The organism is Pseudohalioglobus lutimaris (assembly GCF_002866825.1).
Lineage (GTDB): Bacteria > Pseudomonadota > Gammaproteobacteria > Pseudomonadales > Halieaceae > Halioglobus > Halioglobus lutimaris.
Window position 1 is genome coordinate 1 of record NZ_PKUS01000013.1, and the last position, 15,939, is coordinate 15,939.

Annotated in this window: 13 protein-coding genes and 1 tRNA gene; 7 read left to right on the forward strand and 7 right to left on the reverse strand. The window is 61.2% G+C overall.

Going from position 1 to position 15,939, the window contains the following annotated elements; all coding sequences use genetic code 11:
* Positions 1-126: 126 nt before the first annotated feature.
* Positions 127-203, reverse strand: a tRNA-Arg gene (locus C0039_RS11815).
* A 326-nt stretch (positions 204-529) separates the two neighbouring features.
* The gene (locus C0039_RS11825) at positions 530-1,645 is read right to left on the reverse strand and encodes a dienelactone hydrolase family protein (protein WP_133125988.1); all 1,116 of its coding nucleotides are present in this window, start codon (positions 1,643-1,645) and stop codon (positions 530-532) included.
* A 181-nt stretch (positions 1,646-1,826) separates the two neighbouring features.
* Here C0039_RS11825 and C0039_RS11830 point away from each other — a divergent pair, with 181 nt between their 5' ends.
* Both C0039_RS11830 and C0039_RS11835 read left to right on the forward strand, forming a co-directional pair.
* On the forward strand, positions 1,827-3,014 hold the full coding sequence (locus C0039_RS11830) for a DUF819 family protein (RefSeq protein ID WP_165787112.1): 1,188 nt from the start codon (positions 1,827-1,829) through the stop codon (positions 3,012-3,014).
* A 22-nt stretch (positions 3,015-3,036) separates the two neighbouring features.
* Positions 3,037-4,467 carry a pyridoxal phosphate-dependent decarboxylase family protein gene (locus C0039_RS11835; protein WP_076000209.1) on the forward strand — a complete coding sequence of 477 codons (1,431 nt, stop codon included), beginning with the start codon at positions 3,037-3,039 and terminating at the stop codon, positions 4,465-4,467.
* Positions 4,468-4,486: 19 nt separating this feature from the next.
* Here the strand turns inward: C0039_RS11835 and C0039_RS11840 are convergent, their stop codons facing one another.
* Complete coding sequence (locus C0039_RS11840) at positions 4,487-5,494, reverse strand: zinc-dependent alcohol dehydrogenase family protein (protein WP_076000210.1); 1,008 nt, start codon at positions 5,492-5,494, stop codon at positions 4,487-4,489.
* Positions 5,495-5,773: 279 nt separating this feature from the next.
* Here C0039_RS11840 and C0039_RS11845 point away from each other — a divergent pair, with 279 nt between their 5' ends.
* Entirely contained in the window at positions 5,774-6,667 is an 894-nt protein-coding gene (locus C0039_RS11845; protein WP_084179573.1) for a phytanoyl-CoA dioxygenase family protein, read from the forward strand.
* A 3-nt stretch (positions 6,668-6,670) separates the two neighbouring features.
* On the opposite strand, the gene murA is transcribed toward C0039_RS11845, so the two are convergent.
* On the reverse strand, positions 6,671-7,930 hold the full coding sequence (murA, locus tag C0039_RS11850) for a UDP-N-acetylglucosamine 1-carboxyvinyltransferase (RefSeq protein ID WP_076000211.1): 1,260 nt from the start codon (positions 7,928-7,930) through the stop codon (positions 6,671-6,673).
* Positions 7,931-8,102: 172 nt separating this feature from the next.
* Between murA and C0039_RS11855 the strand changes: the two genes are divergently transcribed.
* Positions 8,103-9,791 carry a glycoside hydrolase family 3 protein gene (locus C0039_RS11855; RefSeq protein WP_165787113.1) on the forward strand — a complete coding sequence of 563 codons (1,689 nt, stop codon included), beginning with the start codon at positions 8,103-8,105 and terminating at the stop codon, positions 9,789-9,791.
* Here C0039_RS11855 and C0039_RS11860 read toward each other — a convergent pair.
* The 3 genes from C0039_RS11860 to C0039_RS11870 form a co-directional block, all read right to left on the reverse strand.
* The gene (locus tag C0039_RS11860) at positions 9,775-10,707 is read right to left on the reverse strand and encodes a diacylglycerol/lipid kinase family protein (protein WP_076000213.1); all 933 of its coding nucleotides are present in this window, start codon (positions 10,705-10,707) and stop codon (positions 9,775-9,777) included. The two genes, C0039_RS11855 and C0039_RS11860, sit on opposite strands and share 17 nt — an antisense overlap.
* Positions 10,708-10,816: 109 nt before the next feature.
* On the reverse strand, positions 10,817-11,422 hold the full coding sequence (locus C0039_RS11865) for a DUF4136 domain-containing protein (protein ID WP_076000214.1): 606 nt from the start codon (positions 11,420-11,422) through the stop codon (positions 10,817-10,819).
* 116 nt (positions 11,423-11,538) lie between these two features.
* Entirely contained in the window at positions 11,539-12,672 is a 1,134-nt protein-coding gene (locus tag C0039_RS11870) for a DUF3080 family protein (protein ID WP_243391604.1), read from the reverse strand.
* Between the two features lie 51 nt (positions 12,673-12,723).
* On the opposite strand from C0039_RS11870, the gene C0039_RS11875 reads away from it, so the two are divergent.
* From C0039_RS11875 to C0039_RS11885, 3 genes are read left to right on the forward strand one after another with little or no spacing between them, the layout of a single operon-like run.
* Entirely contained in the window at positions 12,724-13,473 is a 750-nt protein-coding gene (locus C0039_RS11875) for an outer membrane lipoprotein-sorting protein (RefSeq protein WP_076000215.1), read from the forward strand.
* Positions 13,470-14,699 carry an ABC transporter permease gene (locus C0039_RS11880; RefSeq protein WP_076000216.1) on the forward strand — a complete coding sequence of 410 codons (1,230 nt, stop codon included), beginning with the start codon at positions 13,470-13,472 and terminating at the stop codon, positions 14,697-14,699. Before C0039_RS11875 ends, C0039_RS11880 begins: the two co-directional genes overlap by 4 nt.
* Complete coding sequence (locus tag C0039_RS11885) at positions 14,699-15,931, forward strand: ABC transporter permease (RefSeq protein WP_101518168.1); 1,233 nt, start codon at positions 14,699-14,701, stop codon at positions 15,929-15,931. Before C0039_RS11880 ends, C0039_RS11885 begins: the two co-directional genes overlap by 1 nt.
* Positions 15,932-15,939 lie beyond the last annotated feature (8 nt).

Genomic DNA, 15,939 nt, shown 5'->3' on the forward strand with positions numbered 1-15,939 from the left:
ATCGACAACACTCCTTCTCTGTACTAAGAGATTAGAATGTTGCGTCGACCGTTTGAATCCGCAGTCCAAATATGGTCCAACTGGTATTAATGTTAGTGCAAACTTACTGGGAAAAGCTTTGTAGAATGGCCCGCCCGAGAGGATTCGAACCTCTGACCTCTGCCTCCGGAGGGCAGCGCTCTATCCAGCTGAGCTACGGGCGGTGAAGGCGGGCGATGTTACCAGCGATGCAGGGTTTCGTCTATTCTGTGACCTTCGGGTTTTCCCACAATACCAGGCTTTTTGCCGGCCCCACGTCCAGCTCTTTTTACAGGGTTCCGTCACATAGTCACAATGGATGGCGTCGTGTAAGCCAGGTGATTGGGTACTACGTGGTACAGAAGAGGGCTCTGGCGTTCAGTTTCGCTGCGCATCGGACAATGCCGGGCGGCGTGTTCTTCGCGGTATTCTATGCTGCCGCGCGACGCCCTGAGATCACCCCTGCGGTGATTGCCCGGATTCGCAGTTTGTCGGGGCAGGTATATAAACGTTAAGGACCTACGCCCAGGGGTCCCCAGTACTGCTCCAGGAAAGCCTCGATGTCGGCATAGGCACGATCGCGTACCGGCTCGTCGAACCCTACGATGTAGCCGAAGCCCACACAATCTTTGAATTTGGGTGCACTGGTGAAACGCGACAGCATTTTCTCCGCGTGACTGGCGTCCGCGGTGTATTCGTTCAGGTACTCGCCGTTGAGCAGTGGCCTGCCGTTGTCGTCATAGACGAGCTCGCAGCCCGCCAGGTAGGGCGAGTCCTCGCTGAAGAACCTGGGCACGGAGGCCTCCCAGGCATGTCCTGCGCCCTCGTAGAGATGGGCGGTGACCTCGGTACCCAGGGCACGTAACGCATCCTCCCGCTGGCGGCATGCCACCAGGTCGTTGGAGGCGTCCTCGGTGCCGCGCAGGGTCAGCAGTGGGGCGTCTCCCACGTTGTCAGACTGCAGGTCCTGGTAGCAGGGGCCGTAGGCGTCTATATGCAGGTTGAACGGATACGCGTCGGGCGCGAGCGCCTGGTGGATGCGCCTGTCCATGGCCAGACGCGCCGCCATGCCGCCGTAAGAAAAGCCGATAATGCCGATGCGCCGGGAATCGATTGACGCGCTGGTCTGCAGCAGTTTAAGCGCCGCGTAGGCGTCGGCAATCAGGTCGAACTCAGTTACCGATGAGGTACGGATCACGTAGTTGGCGTCCCTGCTGAATCCCCGCGGTTCATAGTATTCAACCACGAAAGCGGCGATGCCGCGCTGGTTGAACCAGGCCGCGTACTCATGTTCGCGGCCCGGGGTGATGCCGCCGCTGCCGGGCACAATTACCATGGCGGGAACCGGGTTGTCAGTGCTGGCCTGCTGCGGGTAGCTGAGGAACCCTTTGCCGGTAGTGGGTCGGGACAGCGCCATATTTCCCAAAATGATCTCCAGGTCGTAGGGGCTGGTAGTGGCGTAGTAGACCGGGCCCTCGGTGCCTGGCTGTAATTGATCCTGGGGCGCCGGCCAGTCGGGGTGGTCCGGCAGAGTGAGGGCGATGAGTCTTGCTCGCACCGGCGGCAGCAGCAACAGGCCTATGATGAGCAGGATGACCAGGGCGGCCGTGATCAGGACTCTTTTCATTGGCTTCTCCCACGAGGCCAGGATGCCGCGCGCACCCGCAGCCTGACGCAATAAATAGTACTGCACAGAATAGGCATGGCGCTGTCCTGCGTCCACGGTTAATGCTGCGCCGGCAACCCTGGGCAGCGAGCAACACGGGTTTCAGGACAGGGCGTTATATCAAGCCTATAATGCGATGCAGATGACTTATCTGCTCGCCATGGTGTTTTTTTTCGCTCCCGCGCTGCTGCTTTGGACCGCCCACCATCAGGCCTGGGCGCGCAAGCTGGGCATTATTGCGCTTTGTTATATTGCTGGCTTACTCGTTGGTAATGCGAACGTGTTGCCAGAGGCATTCATTCCCGCGCAACAGATGCTGGTCGATGCGACTGTGCTGCTGGCGTTGCCGCTGCTTCTGTTCACGCTGGATGTGCGCCAGTGGCGCACCGTGGCGGGCAAAGCGATGCTTTCCATGGGCATTGCCACCACCTCCGTGGTCACGCTGGCAACCTGTCTGTTCTTTCTTTTCCGGGGCGGTGGTGCCGAGTCTGCGGCGCACTTTGCGGCGATGTCGGTTGGGGTTTATACCGGAGGTACACCCAACCTGGCGGCGATCAAGTCGGGCCTGGATATTCCCCACAGCGAGTATATTATTTTTCATAGCCTGGATACGCTGATCGGCGCAGCCTATCTGCTCTTCATGTTGACAATGGGCGTGGCCCTGTTTCGACGCTTACTCGGCGCCCCTGCGCCCCCGGTGGAGACCTCCGCCGTGACAGCGCCAGCAATCGGGGAGCCGGACGCACAGGCCAGCCATTACGACAGCGACGATTATTCCTCGTTGCTCACGGCAGGTAATCTGCCCGAGCAGATCAAAGCGCTGGCGCTGGCCGTGCTGGTGGTAGCCGCTGCCCTGGTGCTCGCAGAAGTGCACGCCATGGCGAAGGGTGCAGCGCGCAGCCCCGCTATCGTAATCATGGCGCTTACTACATTTGGAATCCTGCTCTCGCTAGTCCCCCGGGTAAGGCGCATGCACCTTGCCTATAAGCTGGGCATGTATCTTATCTACGTGTTTTGCTTTGCCGTGGCATCCATGGCCAGTCTGCAACGCCTCGCCCAGGTAGACGTTATCATCACGCTGTTTATCGCCGGAACGGTGCTGGGTAGCGTCGTCGTGCACGCGCTGCTATGTCGGCTTGCGCGCATCGACAGCGACACGTTTATGGTGACCTCGGTCGCCGCCGTCTGCAGCCCGCCCTTTGTACCGATGATGGCGCGGGCCCTGGGTAATCCGGGCACTATACTGTCGGGTATGACGGCAGGCATTATTGGCTACGCGCTAGGCAACTACATTGGCATCAGTCTCGGCCTGTACTTGCAGAGCCTGTAAACGAATTACCGGAGGTTTCGCCATGCATAAGGCAATGCCCGAACAGGGTCGTGACAGCGAACAGATATTGAGTGACCTTGACGCATTTAAAGACCAGGATCCCCATTACAAGGATGGCCGCGTCTGGAGCCTTGTTTATTATCTGGATGAGGACCACTCTGATTTTCTCAAACAAAGCTATCACAGCTATGCCTGCGAGAACGGCCTGAACCCGGGCGCTTTCAAGAGCCTTAAAAAAATTGAAACCGAGGTGATCAGCGCTACCGCCGATATTCTCAACGGCACCGAAGAGGTTTGCGGTGTGGTCACTTCCGGCGGCACCGAAAGCTGCCTGATGGCGGTTAAAACCTACCGCGATATGGCGCGAGACCAGCGCGGTGTAAAGAACCCGGAAATGATCATGCCGACCACCGCCCATGTGGCCTGGTTCAAGGCGTCGGAGTACTTTGGCGTAAAGATACGGCTGGTGCCGTTGACCAGGGATTTTACGCCCGACCTGAAAAAGCTGAAGCGGCTGATCAATCGCAACACGGTGATGATTCTGGGCAGCGCGCCGGAGTACCCGCACGGTACCATCGACCCCATCGAAGCGATGGGTGCGATAGCGCAGAAAAAGAAAATTCCACTGCATGTGGATGCCTGCGTGGGCGGTTTTATCCTGCCGTTCATGGCCATGAACGGGGAGCAGATACCGCCATGGGATTACCGCGTGCCCGGCGTGACGTCGATCTCTGCAGATATTCACAAGTACGGCTACGCCGCCAAGGGCGCCTCTACCATCACCTATCGCAACCTGGACTACCTGCGCTACCAGATGTTTGCGTATGAAAACTGGCCGGGTGGGGTGTTTGCATCGTCTGCCCTGCTCGGCACGCGTCCGGGGGGAGCCTATGCGGCTGCCTGGGGGGTGATTCAGTACTTTGGCAAGACGGGATACCGCAAGTTGGCCGAGGATACGCTATCGGCAGTGAACCAGTTGAAAGCGGGTATTGCCGCCATGCCTGAACTGGAGGTCATGGGCAATCCGCAGGGGCCGCTGTTTTCCTACCGCTCGGTCGACGCGGACGTCAATATCTATGCCGTGGGTGACCAGATGGACGCGCGCGGCTGGCAGGTCAACCGCAATCAGCAGCCAGCGGGCTTGCATGCCATGGTCACCGCGCAGCATTTGCGAGTGGTAGACGAATACCTTGAGGACCTGCGCTCGGCTGTGGCCGCGGTAAAGGCTGATCCATCCCTCGCGCAGCAGGGCGGGGCCGCAACCTACGGCATGATGGCCCACGTGCCCTTGCGCGGCATGGTGAAGAAGAAAGTACTGGAGATGTACTCTGAACAGTACCGCGCCGGCGGCGGGGAGCTTGACCTGGCTGCAGGCGCCGGCAATGACAGCAGCCTTGTCGACAGGCTGGTGACGCGCTACGTGAATTACAAGTCACGCAAGGCCGGTTCCTGACGCAGGTGCTCCCTGCCTGCTACTGCATCTCTATACAGATCTTGCCGAAATGCTGCTGTGTCTCCTGGTGGCGGAAGGCGTCGGCCAGCTGTGCCAGCGGGTAACGACTGTCGATGACCGGACGCAGGTCATTGGCTTCTACTGCGGCAATCATGTCGGCCTGGTGCCGTTGGCTGCCCACGGTGATGCCGTGGATGCGGGCGTTCTTCTGGAACAGTTCTGCGGTGGGCACTTCACCGGAGAACCCGGTCAGTACACCGATCATGCTGATGCAGCCGTCAAAAGCCACAGCGCGCACGGACTGCGCCACAGTACCCGAGCCACCCACTTCAACCACCAGGTCAGCGCCATGGCCGCCGGTGAGTTCCAGTACCTTGTCACCCCAATCGGGCGTGTCTTTATAGTTGATCAGGACCTCTGCCCCCAACTCCCCCAGACGTGCAAGCTTGGCGTCAGAAGAGGAGGTGGCGATGACCCGGCACCCCATAGTCCTGGCGAACTGCAGGGCAAAAATGGATACGCCGCCGCTGCCCTGTACCAGGACCCAGTCGCCGGGGCGCAGGTGCGTTTCTACCATCAGCGCCCGCCAGGCGGTCAGGCCCGCGCAGGTCAGTGTCGCCGCTTCGGCGAAGTCGAGGTTGGCGGGCATGCGGCTGAAGGCGTTGGCGGGCATGGTGACGCTGTCGGCGGCAAAGCCGTCCACGTTGTCGCCGGGAACACCCTGGAGGCGCTCGAAGGTAGGGCCACCGTCCTGCCACTGCGGGAAGAAGTGACTGAGTACCCTGTCGCCCACAGCGAACTGGCTGACCCCTTCGCCCACGGCAGTGACCACACCGGCGCCGTCTGACATGGGTATGCGGCCGTCCTCGGTCGGCAGCAGCCCGAGCACCACCACGTAGTCGTGGAAGTTTAACGAGCTGGCCTTGACCTCGACCTGGATTTCACCCGGTCCCGGCGCTTGGGGCTCGATTTCCTTGAGGGTGAGCTGGTCCAGTCCACATGGTGCCTTGAGAGTCATTGCCTGCATGGTGATTCCTTGATGTTTTTTGTTGGCCTTGTACGTCGGGTAGCGGATGCGTAGCCCGATGTCGTTATCGGTGTGTCCCACAGGATACTACGTGTTTTGCAGCGGTGCAGTTCATGCCGTGCCGGTACTGCCGGTACAATACGGCTTGATTGCGCGGCGTGGTCGACGGTAGTGATGCCATTGTGCTCAAGCACATTACCCGCCAGACAAGCTGCGGCTCGGGCTATACTGCTGGCTGCGCGCTGATGACAGCGTGGGCCACCAGTAAGGAGTAAGCCGATGAGTGAATCAAAGAGCGGTCGCGACGACCCGCGTTTTCGCCAGATTGATTCCTTCGACCAGTACCTGGGCACGGACCTGGCACGCACGCACGGCTTTACCCGCAGTGAGCAAGCGGCCGGGCTGGACCCGGCCCTGGTGCAGTCACAACATGAACAACTGATGCGCGACGGCTACATCATTCTCCAGGATATGGTGGACGCGGACACCCTGCAGGCGCTGCGCACAGAGGCCACACCGCAGCTGGAAAAAATGGGCCGCAATTCCTTTGAAGGGGAGCGTACGCAGCGCATCTACGCTGTTCCTGAGAAGCTGCGTTCGGCAGATCCGTTTATCGAGCACCCGCTGGTACTGGCGCACCTGGACCGGCTGTTTCAGCCCAACTACCTGCTGTCCCAGGCTCAGGTCATCAATATCCTGAGTGACTCTCCCGCCCAGCCCCTGCATATTGACGACGGCTTTTACGCCTGGCCACGCCCGCGGCCAGCCCTGTCGGCGGCAACGGTGTTCGCGGTGGATGATTTCACGGCAGAGAATGGCGCCACGGTGGCGATTCCCGGCAGCCACCTGTGGGCGGAGGAGCGTTCACCGCAGCCCGGGGACGCGCGCGTGACGGCGGTGATGCCGGCGGGGTCCTGCATTCTGTTTCTGGGTAACCTCTGGCACGGGGGCGGCGAAAACTTCAGTGGCAGCAGTCGGTTGGCTATCACCGCGCAATATTGCGAGCCCTGGCTGCGCACCCAGGAGAACTATTTCCTTTCCGTGTCAGCAGAGACCGCGGCTGCAGTCTCCGAGGATATCCGCCGCCTGCTGGGTTACTCCATCCATCCGCCGTTTATGGGCATGAGCGATGGCATGCACCCCAAGCGCAGGCTCCCCGGGGGCGACAGCTGAGCGCTACTCGGTGGTGACGCGGCGAATTTTTGCGCCCAGGCCGGCCAGTTTATTTTCCAGGTGCTCATAGCCGCGATCCAGGTGGTAGATACGGCTCACCTCGGTGTCGCCGCTGGCGACCAGTCCGGCCAGCACCAGGCTGGCACTGGCGCGCAGGTCTGTGGCCATGACGGGCGCCCCACTCAGGCCCTTGCGCTTGCCGCGCACCACCGCCACCTGGGTCATGGGCGTAATATCCGCCCCCAGTCGCACCAGTTCCTGTACGTGCATGAAGCGGTTTTCAAAAATGTGTTCGGTCACCACGGAGGTGCCCTCGGCCTGGGTCATCAGCGCCATGAACTGGGCCTGCAGATCTGTCGGGAAGCCGGGGTAGGGCGCGGTGGCAATATCCACGGCCTGCCAGCTATCGGTGCTTTGCACCGTGATCGCGTCGGCAGTGGTATCCACGCGGAAACCGGCGTCACGCATCTTGTCGACCAGTGACTGCAAGTGTTCGGGGATGCAGCAGTCCACCGTAACATTGCCACCGGTAATAGCGCCGGCGATCAGCAGCGTGCCAGCCTCTATGCGATCGGGCACGATACTGTGACGCGCCGGGGTCAACTTCTCGACACCCTCAACGGTAATCACACTGCTGCCTGCACCCTCTATCCGGGCGCCCATGGCGATCAGGTAGTTGGCCAGGTCGACGACCTCCGGCTCCTTGGCTGCGTTCTCAATCACGGTGGTGCCGCTGGCCAGGCTGGCGGCCATTAATGCGTTTTCGGTGCCGCCGACGGTGACTTTCTCAAACAGGATGCGATCACCCACCAGGCGTTGCGCGCGGGCCACCACGTAACCACCCTCGCTGGAAATATCGGCGCCCAGCCGACGCATGGTCTCGATATGCAGATCGATAGGGCGGGAGCCGATAGCGCAGCCCCCGGGCAGGCTGACCCTTGCCTCGCCGTAGCGAGCCAGTAGCGGTCCCAGGCAGAGAATACCCGCGCGCATCTTGCGTACCATGTCGTAGTCCGCAACGTGCGCCGCGGGCGCTTCCACGTCCACCAGCAGCGAGCCGCCCTGGCGTTCGCTGGTCGCGCCAAGGGACGCCAGCAGTTGCTGCGTCGACTCGATGTCCTTGAGCTCCGGCACATTGTCGAAGTGGTGACGTCCGTCCGCCAGCAATGAGGCGAACAGAATGGGCAGCGCCGCGTTCTTCGAGCCGCTGGTGCTGACGGTGCCATTGAGGCGCTGACCGCCGCTGACGATGATAGAATCCAAGGTTTACTCCGCTGAGGCCACTGCCGCGCGGGGGCGGCAAGGATTGGAAAGGGCGCTAGGGTACCAGTTCGCACCCTCCGGAGAAATAGTTGCCTCGCGCACAGTTCCCCCGTCGGGGCGCGCGCGGTATCGTGTACTTTCAATCGTACCTACCATGGAATGCTCCCGCCGGATGACAGCCGCAGAAAACCTGACTCTGGAACAGTGCGTCGCCCTGAAGTTGATGCTGGATATCCGCTTCTTCGACACCGGCAGCGGTGCGCAGCCGGTACTGCAGCTACCGCCCACCCTCGCCGAGGGGCTTGCGGCCTTGCAACCGGGCGGCATTATCCTGTTTCGGGAGAACCTGGCATCCGTGGAGCAGATCACCGCACTGACGGCGCAGATTCGCCAGTGCCTGTCACCGATGACGCTGATTGCCATCGACCAGGAAGGGGGCAGGGTGACCCGCCTGCCGCGGGAACAGGTGACCAGTTTCAGTGGCAATATGGCGCTGGCAGCCTGCCCCGCCGATGAGCGTACGGCGCTGGCGCGCGCCATGGGCGCCGCCCAGGGTGAAGAACTCGCTGCACTGGGGATCAACGTCAACTTCGCCCCCACGCTGGACGTCAACAGCAATCCGCAGAACCCGGTCATCAACGTACGCGCGTTCGGTGATGACCCCGTTGCGGTCGCGTCTCTGGGCGCTGAGGTTGTCAGTGGCCTGCAGGGCACCGGGGTGGCGGCCGCGGTAAAGCATTTTCCCGGACACGGTGACACCAGCCAGGACAGCCACACCCATTTACCCTGCGTAATGCGCGACGCGCAGAGCGCCGCGCGCGTTGACCTGGCGCCTTTTGCTGACGTTATTGCTGCGGTTTCCCCGGCCATGGTGATGACCGCGCACATCCAGTATCCGGCGCTGGACGCAGACACGCTTCCCGGTACCGGTATTGTCCGCCCGGCAACGCTCTCACACCGCATTGTCACCGGCCTGTTGCGCGAACAGATGAACTTCAAGGGAGTGGTGATCAGCGACGCGCTGGATATGCGCGCCATCAGTGAACTGATGACGCCGCTGGAGGCGGTACTCGCGTGTTTTCACGCGGGCGTGGACATTGCCCTGATGCCGCTGCTGGTGCGCAGTGGGGATGCTCTGGCGCAACTGCGTTTGCTGGTATCGGCGGTGGCGGAAGCGGTGCGCGCGGGTGAACTCGAGGAGAAACAACTGCGGGTTTCCGCGGAGCGTATTCTACAACTGCAGGCTCGCCACGCAGCCGGCGAACAGGACTGCGCAGCGGTCTCCTGTCTTGGCTGTGCTGCGCATCGCAGCCTCGAAGCGAACATTGCGCGCCACAGCATTACCCTGGTGAGCGGGACGCAACCACGACTGAACCAGGGGAGCGCAGTACATCTGCTGATGCCTGGCCGGGACAGCGCGGCGGCGCTTTGTCAGGCACTGGAATTTCTCGACCCTTCCCTGCGAATCACCTGGCAGAGCCTGGAAGACTTCGACGCTACCCGGGAGCGCGAACTGCTGGCGGCAGCCGATGTGTACCTGGTCGGCGTCAGTGAGCCTGCAGTCAGCGCCGTTGACCTGGGTGGTGCGGAGGACCTGGACGCGCTGGCCGACCACAGCCCGGCCTCGGTGCAGAAATGGTCCCTGGGCCAGGCCGGTGGAGTGCAGCGCGTCGTGGTGATGCTAAATTCACCCTACAGCTGCGCCGACTTCACTTCCCTGGCGGATACCGTGCTGGCGACCTATGACGGCGCTACGGTGGGTTACGGCGGAGAGCCAGGGCCCGCGTACCAGGCCCTGGCCGCAGTGCTCACTGGTATGGCGTCGCTGCGAGGGCAGCTTCCCGTCAGGCTTTCCTTGTAGGAGGACAAAGCAATTTTATAGCCCCCGGCAAGATGTCCACAGTCACCGGGGTTGTGCCCAGGTGTTCACCATCGGCTTCTATCTGGGCGGGGTCACCGTGATGTTCGATTTCCAGCCGTCGCGCCCGGTGGTAAGAAACTGCATGGTGGCGTATAAACTCGCTGCGCCGCAGGGCCCCGAGGTGGCGCAGGAAGTCAGCTGTGCTGGCGTCCGCCACCAGGGTCACCGACAGCTGGCCGTCGTCAATCCTCGCGTGCGGCGCGATGCACAGGCCAGAGCCGAAGTAGCGGCCGTTTGCGGCTACCACCGCGAGTGATCTTCCGCGCCAGCAGAGCCCCTGGTCAGAGCGCACGGTCAATTCCTTTCCGCGGAAGGTGAGAAAGGTGCGGGCGATCGATATCGGGTAGCGCAGGGGCCGTCCTATCACAAGTGGCATGGCCTGCATGCTCGACACCACTGCCGCACCAATCCCTATGTCGGCGGAGTTTAGAAAGTAACGTATGTCGCGTTGGTCTCCGGCACCGCGGTAGCGTATCCGCCCGGCGTCTACATAGCGGCAATCGCCGCTCTTCAATAGCCCGATTAGTTCCGCTGTGTCTCCCCGGAGGCCGACTGTGCGCGCGTAGTCGTTGGCGGTTCCGCGGGCCAGCAGCCCCAGCGCAGGAAGTGCCCGGCGTGCCAGGCCGTGTTGCAGGACGCCGTTCAGAACCTCGTGAAGTGTGCCGTCGCCACCCACTGCAATCAGGTAGTCGCTGCCTTCGCAGGCGCGGTTCGCCAGGTCCACGATAGACCCTGCCTCGCGACTTTCCAGCGCGGTTATCTGCGCCTGCGGCAGTGCCTGTCGCAGGCACTCCACATCCCTCCTGATGTGCTGCAGGTGGCCGAGATTGCCCTTGATAAGCAGTGCTATTTTCAATATCCAGGTGCTTCTGTCTGCTGGCTTGACTACACCTTACTCCGGTAGTGTAAAAATCGGCAGCATAAAAAACCCGGCCGCAGCCGGGTTGCAATTCAGGGCGCGATGATCACAGCGGTGGGAAGGTTCCCAGCACCAGCGCAGCCGCTTCATTGATCTCGCCGGGCTCATCTTCGTGCTTCTTGCCCTTGAGTTTTGACTGGGTCACGCTGCGCCATACGCTCTTGCCTAACTTCGGGTCGATCATATCGATGATGAACGTGCCCTCGGTGTAATTGCTTACGCTGACCTCGGTATTGCTGCAGTTCCAGCAGTTGTACATGCTGTAGCGATTGTAGCCACCGTAGCGCCCGTATCCCATGCCATAGGAAGGTGTCTCGTAGGTGCGCACATCTGTCTTGTGCTGGGTGCCCAGGTGCCAGCTCAGCAGCAGGTCGGCCTCGGCGTCGCTGTCTACTACTTCAAAACCACGATTGCGTAACTCCAGTGCCAGCGCATCATCAATACGTTCTTTCTGGAAGTCGCTGAGCTGCAGCGGGTTGTCGCCGGAGACCTGTCCGGAGCGGTCGTAGAAGCTGATTTTTCGGGCTTTACTGAAGTCGTAGTCCTGCTTGAAGTCGATACTGGGTTTGGGCGTGGTCGAACAGGCCACCATCAATAGCGCGGCGCTGAAGAGGGGAATGCTGGTGCAGAGACGTTTCAGTGTAGCGTTCATTATTAACTCCGGTAAGTAGTGATCGGGCTCGTTGGTCGTTGCTCACGGTTGCCTTCGCCGTGACGCGGGCCCGGCCCGGGGCACAGTGTAGCTAATTTCTCTGACTAATAGCAGGGTCAGGGGTTCCCCTCGCAGCTCTCCAATACTGATTGCAGTTGAATGACGTGTTCACGCGGCGCCTGCCCAAAATCCTGCAGGTCGCTATCGCGGCGAGCCTGCCAGTGTCGGTAGTCAGCTGGTAAAAAGTCTGCCAGCTGTTGTTCCAGCTCCAGCACTGGCGGCATAAGTTCATGCTGGCGCCGGCCTAATATCGCGGCCCGGGGCTGAATGCCGTCGATGAAAAACTTGCGAATCACGTTGGGCAGGATGTCTGCGGCGGCAGGGCGTATGCGTCCGGCGCACAGGGGGCCGCGTGTGGCCTGTGCCTGTAACACGCTGTTTGCGCGCTCCAGCCAGTGTGCCTGGTGGGCGAGTGCCCCCCACAGGGTGCCGCCGTCTCCCAGGCTCACTTCACTGAGCTGTAGTTCAAATGCCAGGTTGTCGGCCTGGTAGTCGCCCTGCAGCCAGCGAGTGGTGCTGGCGTTTATCTGTTCCAGCGCGGTGATCACCCTGCTGGATGTATCGTCGGGGTAACCGTGTTCCAGTGACCCGGGTCGCCACAGGTCGGCGAACTCCGCGCTACCCAGTGTGGCGTTGAAGATCAGTGCGGGTAATTGGCGTTGTTTCAATACCTGCGCGCGCTCAAGATCCCGCACCAGTTCTTCGTTGCCCTCATTCGTCAGCATGTCTACGCAGGCCGGCGCAAGGCGCAGGAATTCCAGCGCCAGCAGCAGGCGCTGGGAGTCGCGGGCCAGCATACCCAGGCTGCTGTTCTGCTTGCCTATGGTGACCTGCAGGTCACAGCCACGCAGGTCCAGGAAATCCAGGGCGCCCAGGCTGTCGCGCTCTATAGTGAGCCGCAACTGGCCCGCCCGTGGCAGCCTGGGTACAGATGCAGGCAGTGTGTTGTTGTTAGCGCTGACTGAGAGAGTGCGTTGCAGACGCTCGATATACGTGGTGAAAGGGGTATCTGCGCCGGTCCCGCCGCATGCGCTCAGCGTCTGTAGCAGCAACAGGGCCAGAAGCAGGTGGCGGACGGGTGTGGGCAGTTTTGCAGGCATTACCGTGTTATAGCGCAGTAAGGCGGGAAATGGATCATCGTTTTTTGCCGTCTCACCCCACCCGGGCGCTGCCTGCGCATCCCATGCCATCTGTGGGGCTTTTTGGTTACACTGATACGATGTAGCTTTGGAGAGTTCCGTATGCGCCAGGTCATTATGCTTTTGGGTCTGCTCTTTACCCTTCAGGCGGTCGCCGACGAGCCGCTCAGCGCCCAGGACATTATCCGTAAGGCCATGGATCACTACCGCGGCCAGACTTCCTATTCAGAGATGACCATGATCATTCATCGCCCCGACTGGGAGCGCAGTATGACCATGCGCGGTTGGAGCGAGGGCGACAAGCAAACCCTGGTGCGGGTAGTGGAGCCGAAAAAAGACGCCGGTAACGGCACGCTGTCCGTGGACGGCAATATGTGGACCTACGCACCGAAGATCAACCGGGTGATAAAGGTGCCATCGTCGATGATGAGCCAGAATTGGATGGGCTCGGACTTTTCCAACAAGGACGTCAGCAAAGACACGGCCATTATCGAGGACTATGAGCACACGCTGCTATCCTCGCGTGAGGAGGACGGCCACACGATATGGGTGATCCAGTCCGTGCCCCATGAAGAGGCTGCCGTGGTATGGGGCAAGGAAGTACTGGAGGTGCGCGATGACTGGGTGTTGCTTGAACAGCAGTTCTGGGACCAGGACGGCGAGTTGGTAAAAACGCTAAAGGCTGGCGAAATCAGGGAAATGGGCGGACGCATGGTGGCCACGGTTCTGCGTATGGGCAAGGTGGATACTCCAGACGAGTGGACCGAGGTGCGCACCGAGGCAGTAGAGTTTGACCTGACGCTCCCCGCCAATCTGTTCACCCTTGCAAACCTGAGAAACCCGCGACAATGAATGTGACCTGGCTGCTGGCCTGGCGCAACCTGTGGCGTCATGGGCGTCGTACCTGGCTGACGGTGGGTGCCATGGTGTTCTGCAACCTGCTGCTGGTATTCATGATTTCCCTGCAGCTGGGCTCCTACCAGATGATGATCAACAACAGCCTCGCCATGGTCAGTGGGCACCTGCAGGTGCAGCACGGTGATTTCATGGCCGACCAGCGCATGCGTGACACCGTGCCGGCGGTGGTCGCGTTGTCTGATTCAGTGCGCGCGGCCCTGGGCGTAGATGCAGTCGCGGCCCGCGGCCAGGCCTTCGCTCTGGCCTCCAGCGACGATCGCTCCTTCGGTGTACTGCTCACCGGCGTGCAGCCCACGCTTGAGCCACAGGTGTCGAGCTTTCCCGGGCTGGTCAATCGCGGCCGCTATCTGCGCGCCGATGACCGCGACGCCATCGTCATCGGTGCTGTGCTGGCCCGCAATCTGCAAGTAGACCTCGGCGGGGAGCTGACTTTTCTGGGCAGTGGCCGCGACGGGTCGTTTGCTGCCGGCATTGCGACCGTCGTCGGTATAGTCGATACCGGTATTGCCGACCTCGATCGCGTTGTCGCCCAGGTACCGCTGACCTGGTTTCAGGATGTGTTCACCATGGGCGATCATGGCCACGCGGTGGTGGTACGTTTGCCGGAACTGGATACCGTTCCCGCGGCGGTAAGCACCGTTCAGGGTCTGGTAGCCGATAACGACTCACTGCGGGTGCTCGACTGGGAAGCGTTGCAGCCGGGTCTGCGCCAGGCTATTCAGTCGGACATGGCGAGTAACTGGTTCATGTACGCTGTGCTGATCGTGCTGGTGGCGTTCAGTGTGCTCAATACCCAACTGATGTCGGTGCTGGAGCGCACCCGGGAGTTTGGTGTGATGCTGGCGCTGGGCATGGGCCCCGGCCGGTTGGCACGCCTGGTCGCCATGGAAACACTGTTAATGGCCGCACTGGGCCTGGGCCTGGGCCTGTTTTTTGGTGCCTTGCTGATCTGGTATCTCAGCGTTGCCGGGTTCACTTACCCGGGCATGGAGGAAATGGCGGCACGCTTCAATATGGGCGACCGTATGTATCCGGAGGTCAGCCTGTTGGCACTGGCCTGGGGGCCGACGACGGTATTTGTATTCACCCTGGTCGCGGCGATTTACCCGGCACTTCGCCTGTTCCGCCTGGAGCCGGTCGCGGCCATGAGGGCGGCCTGATGAGCGGTGCCTCGCGCGTTGTTGCAGTGTTGGCCTGGCGCAACCTGTGGCGCAATTACCGTCGCACGCTGGTGATGCTGCTGGCCATTGGTACCGGCGTGTGGGCGATGATCTTCATGTCATCCCTGATGCGCGGCATGACCGACCAGATGGTGCTCAATGGCCTGGCGGTGCTGCCGGGTGAAGTACAGATTCATCATCCCTCCTACCGCAACGACCCCAGCGTGGTGAACAGCATGTCGGCTCCCGGGGGCGATCTGCTGGCAGCGCTGGAGAAACCACCGGTCACTGCCTGGGCGGCCAGGGTGCGGGTGCCGGCAGTGATTGCCAGCGAGCGCGATAACCGTGGCGTCACGCTGCTGGGCGTGGACCCGTCGGCAGAGCAGCCACTGGGCTCCCTGCCCGATGAGATTGTGGAGGGGCGTTTTCTCGCTGATGCTGGCGACCGTGGGGTGGTGCTGGGTGCCAGCCTTGCCCGTAAACTCGACACCCAACTAGGCAAGCGCGTGGTGATTATGTCGCAGGACCCACAGAACAATGTGGCGGACCGCGGGTCGCGCGTTGTTGGTATCTATCGCGCGCGCCTGGCCAGTAACGAGGAACAGTTTGTCTATGCCGGCCGTGACGTGTTGCAGGAGATGCTCGGTATTGGCGACGCGGTGTCCGAAATCGCAATAAGTGCGGGGGATTATCGTCAGGTTGCCTTGTGGGCACCGGCGATCATCGCGGCCGCAGGGCCGGACCTGGAAGTACTCACCTGGATGGACCTGGATGCCTTTCTGGCCAGCATGCTTAACCTGCAGGACGGCTTTACCCTGATTCTCATGGTGGTTGTTTTTCTGGTGCTGTCATTCGGCCTGGTCAATACCCTGGCGATGGCTGTATTTGAGCGGGTGCGGGAGATCGGTTTGATGCAGGCGCTGGGCATGCGTCCCAGCCTGATCCTCTACCAATTGCTGCTGGAAAGCCTTTACCTGCTGTTGCTGGGCCTGGCTGCCGGCAACCTGCTGGCCTGGGTGACCATCAAGCCACTGGAATCAGGTATCGATATCTCCGGGGTCGCCCAGGGGATGGAGATGATGGGCATGGGCACCACGCTTTATCCGGCACTGGCCTACCAGGACATGCTCATGTCCACAGTGGTAGTCATTGTGCTGGGCCTGCTGGCAAGCCTGCTCCCGGCCTGGCGTGCAGCGCGCCTGGACCCGGTGCGGGCACTGAATAAAACCTGACGGAAGAA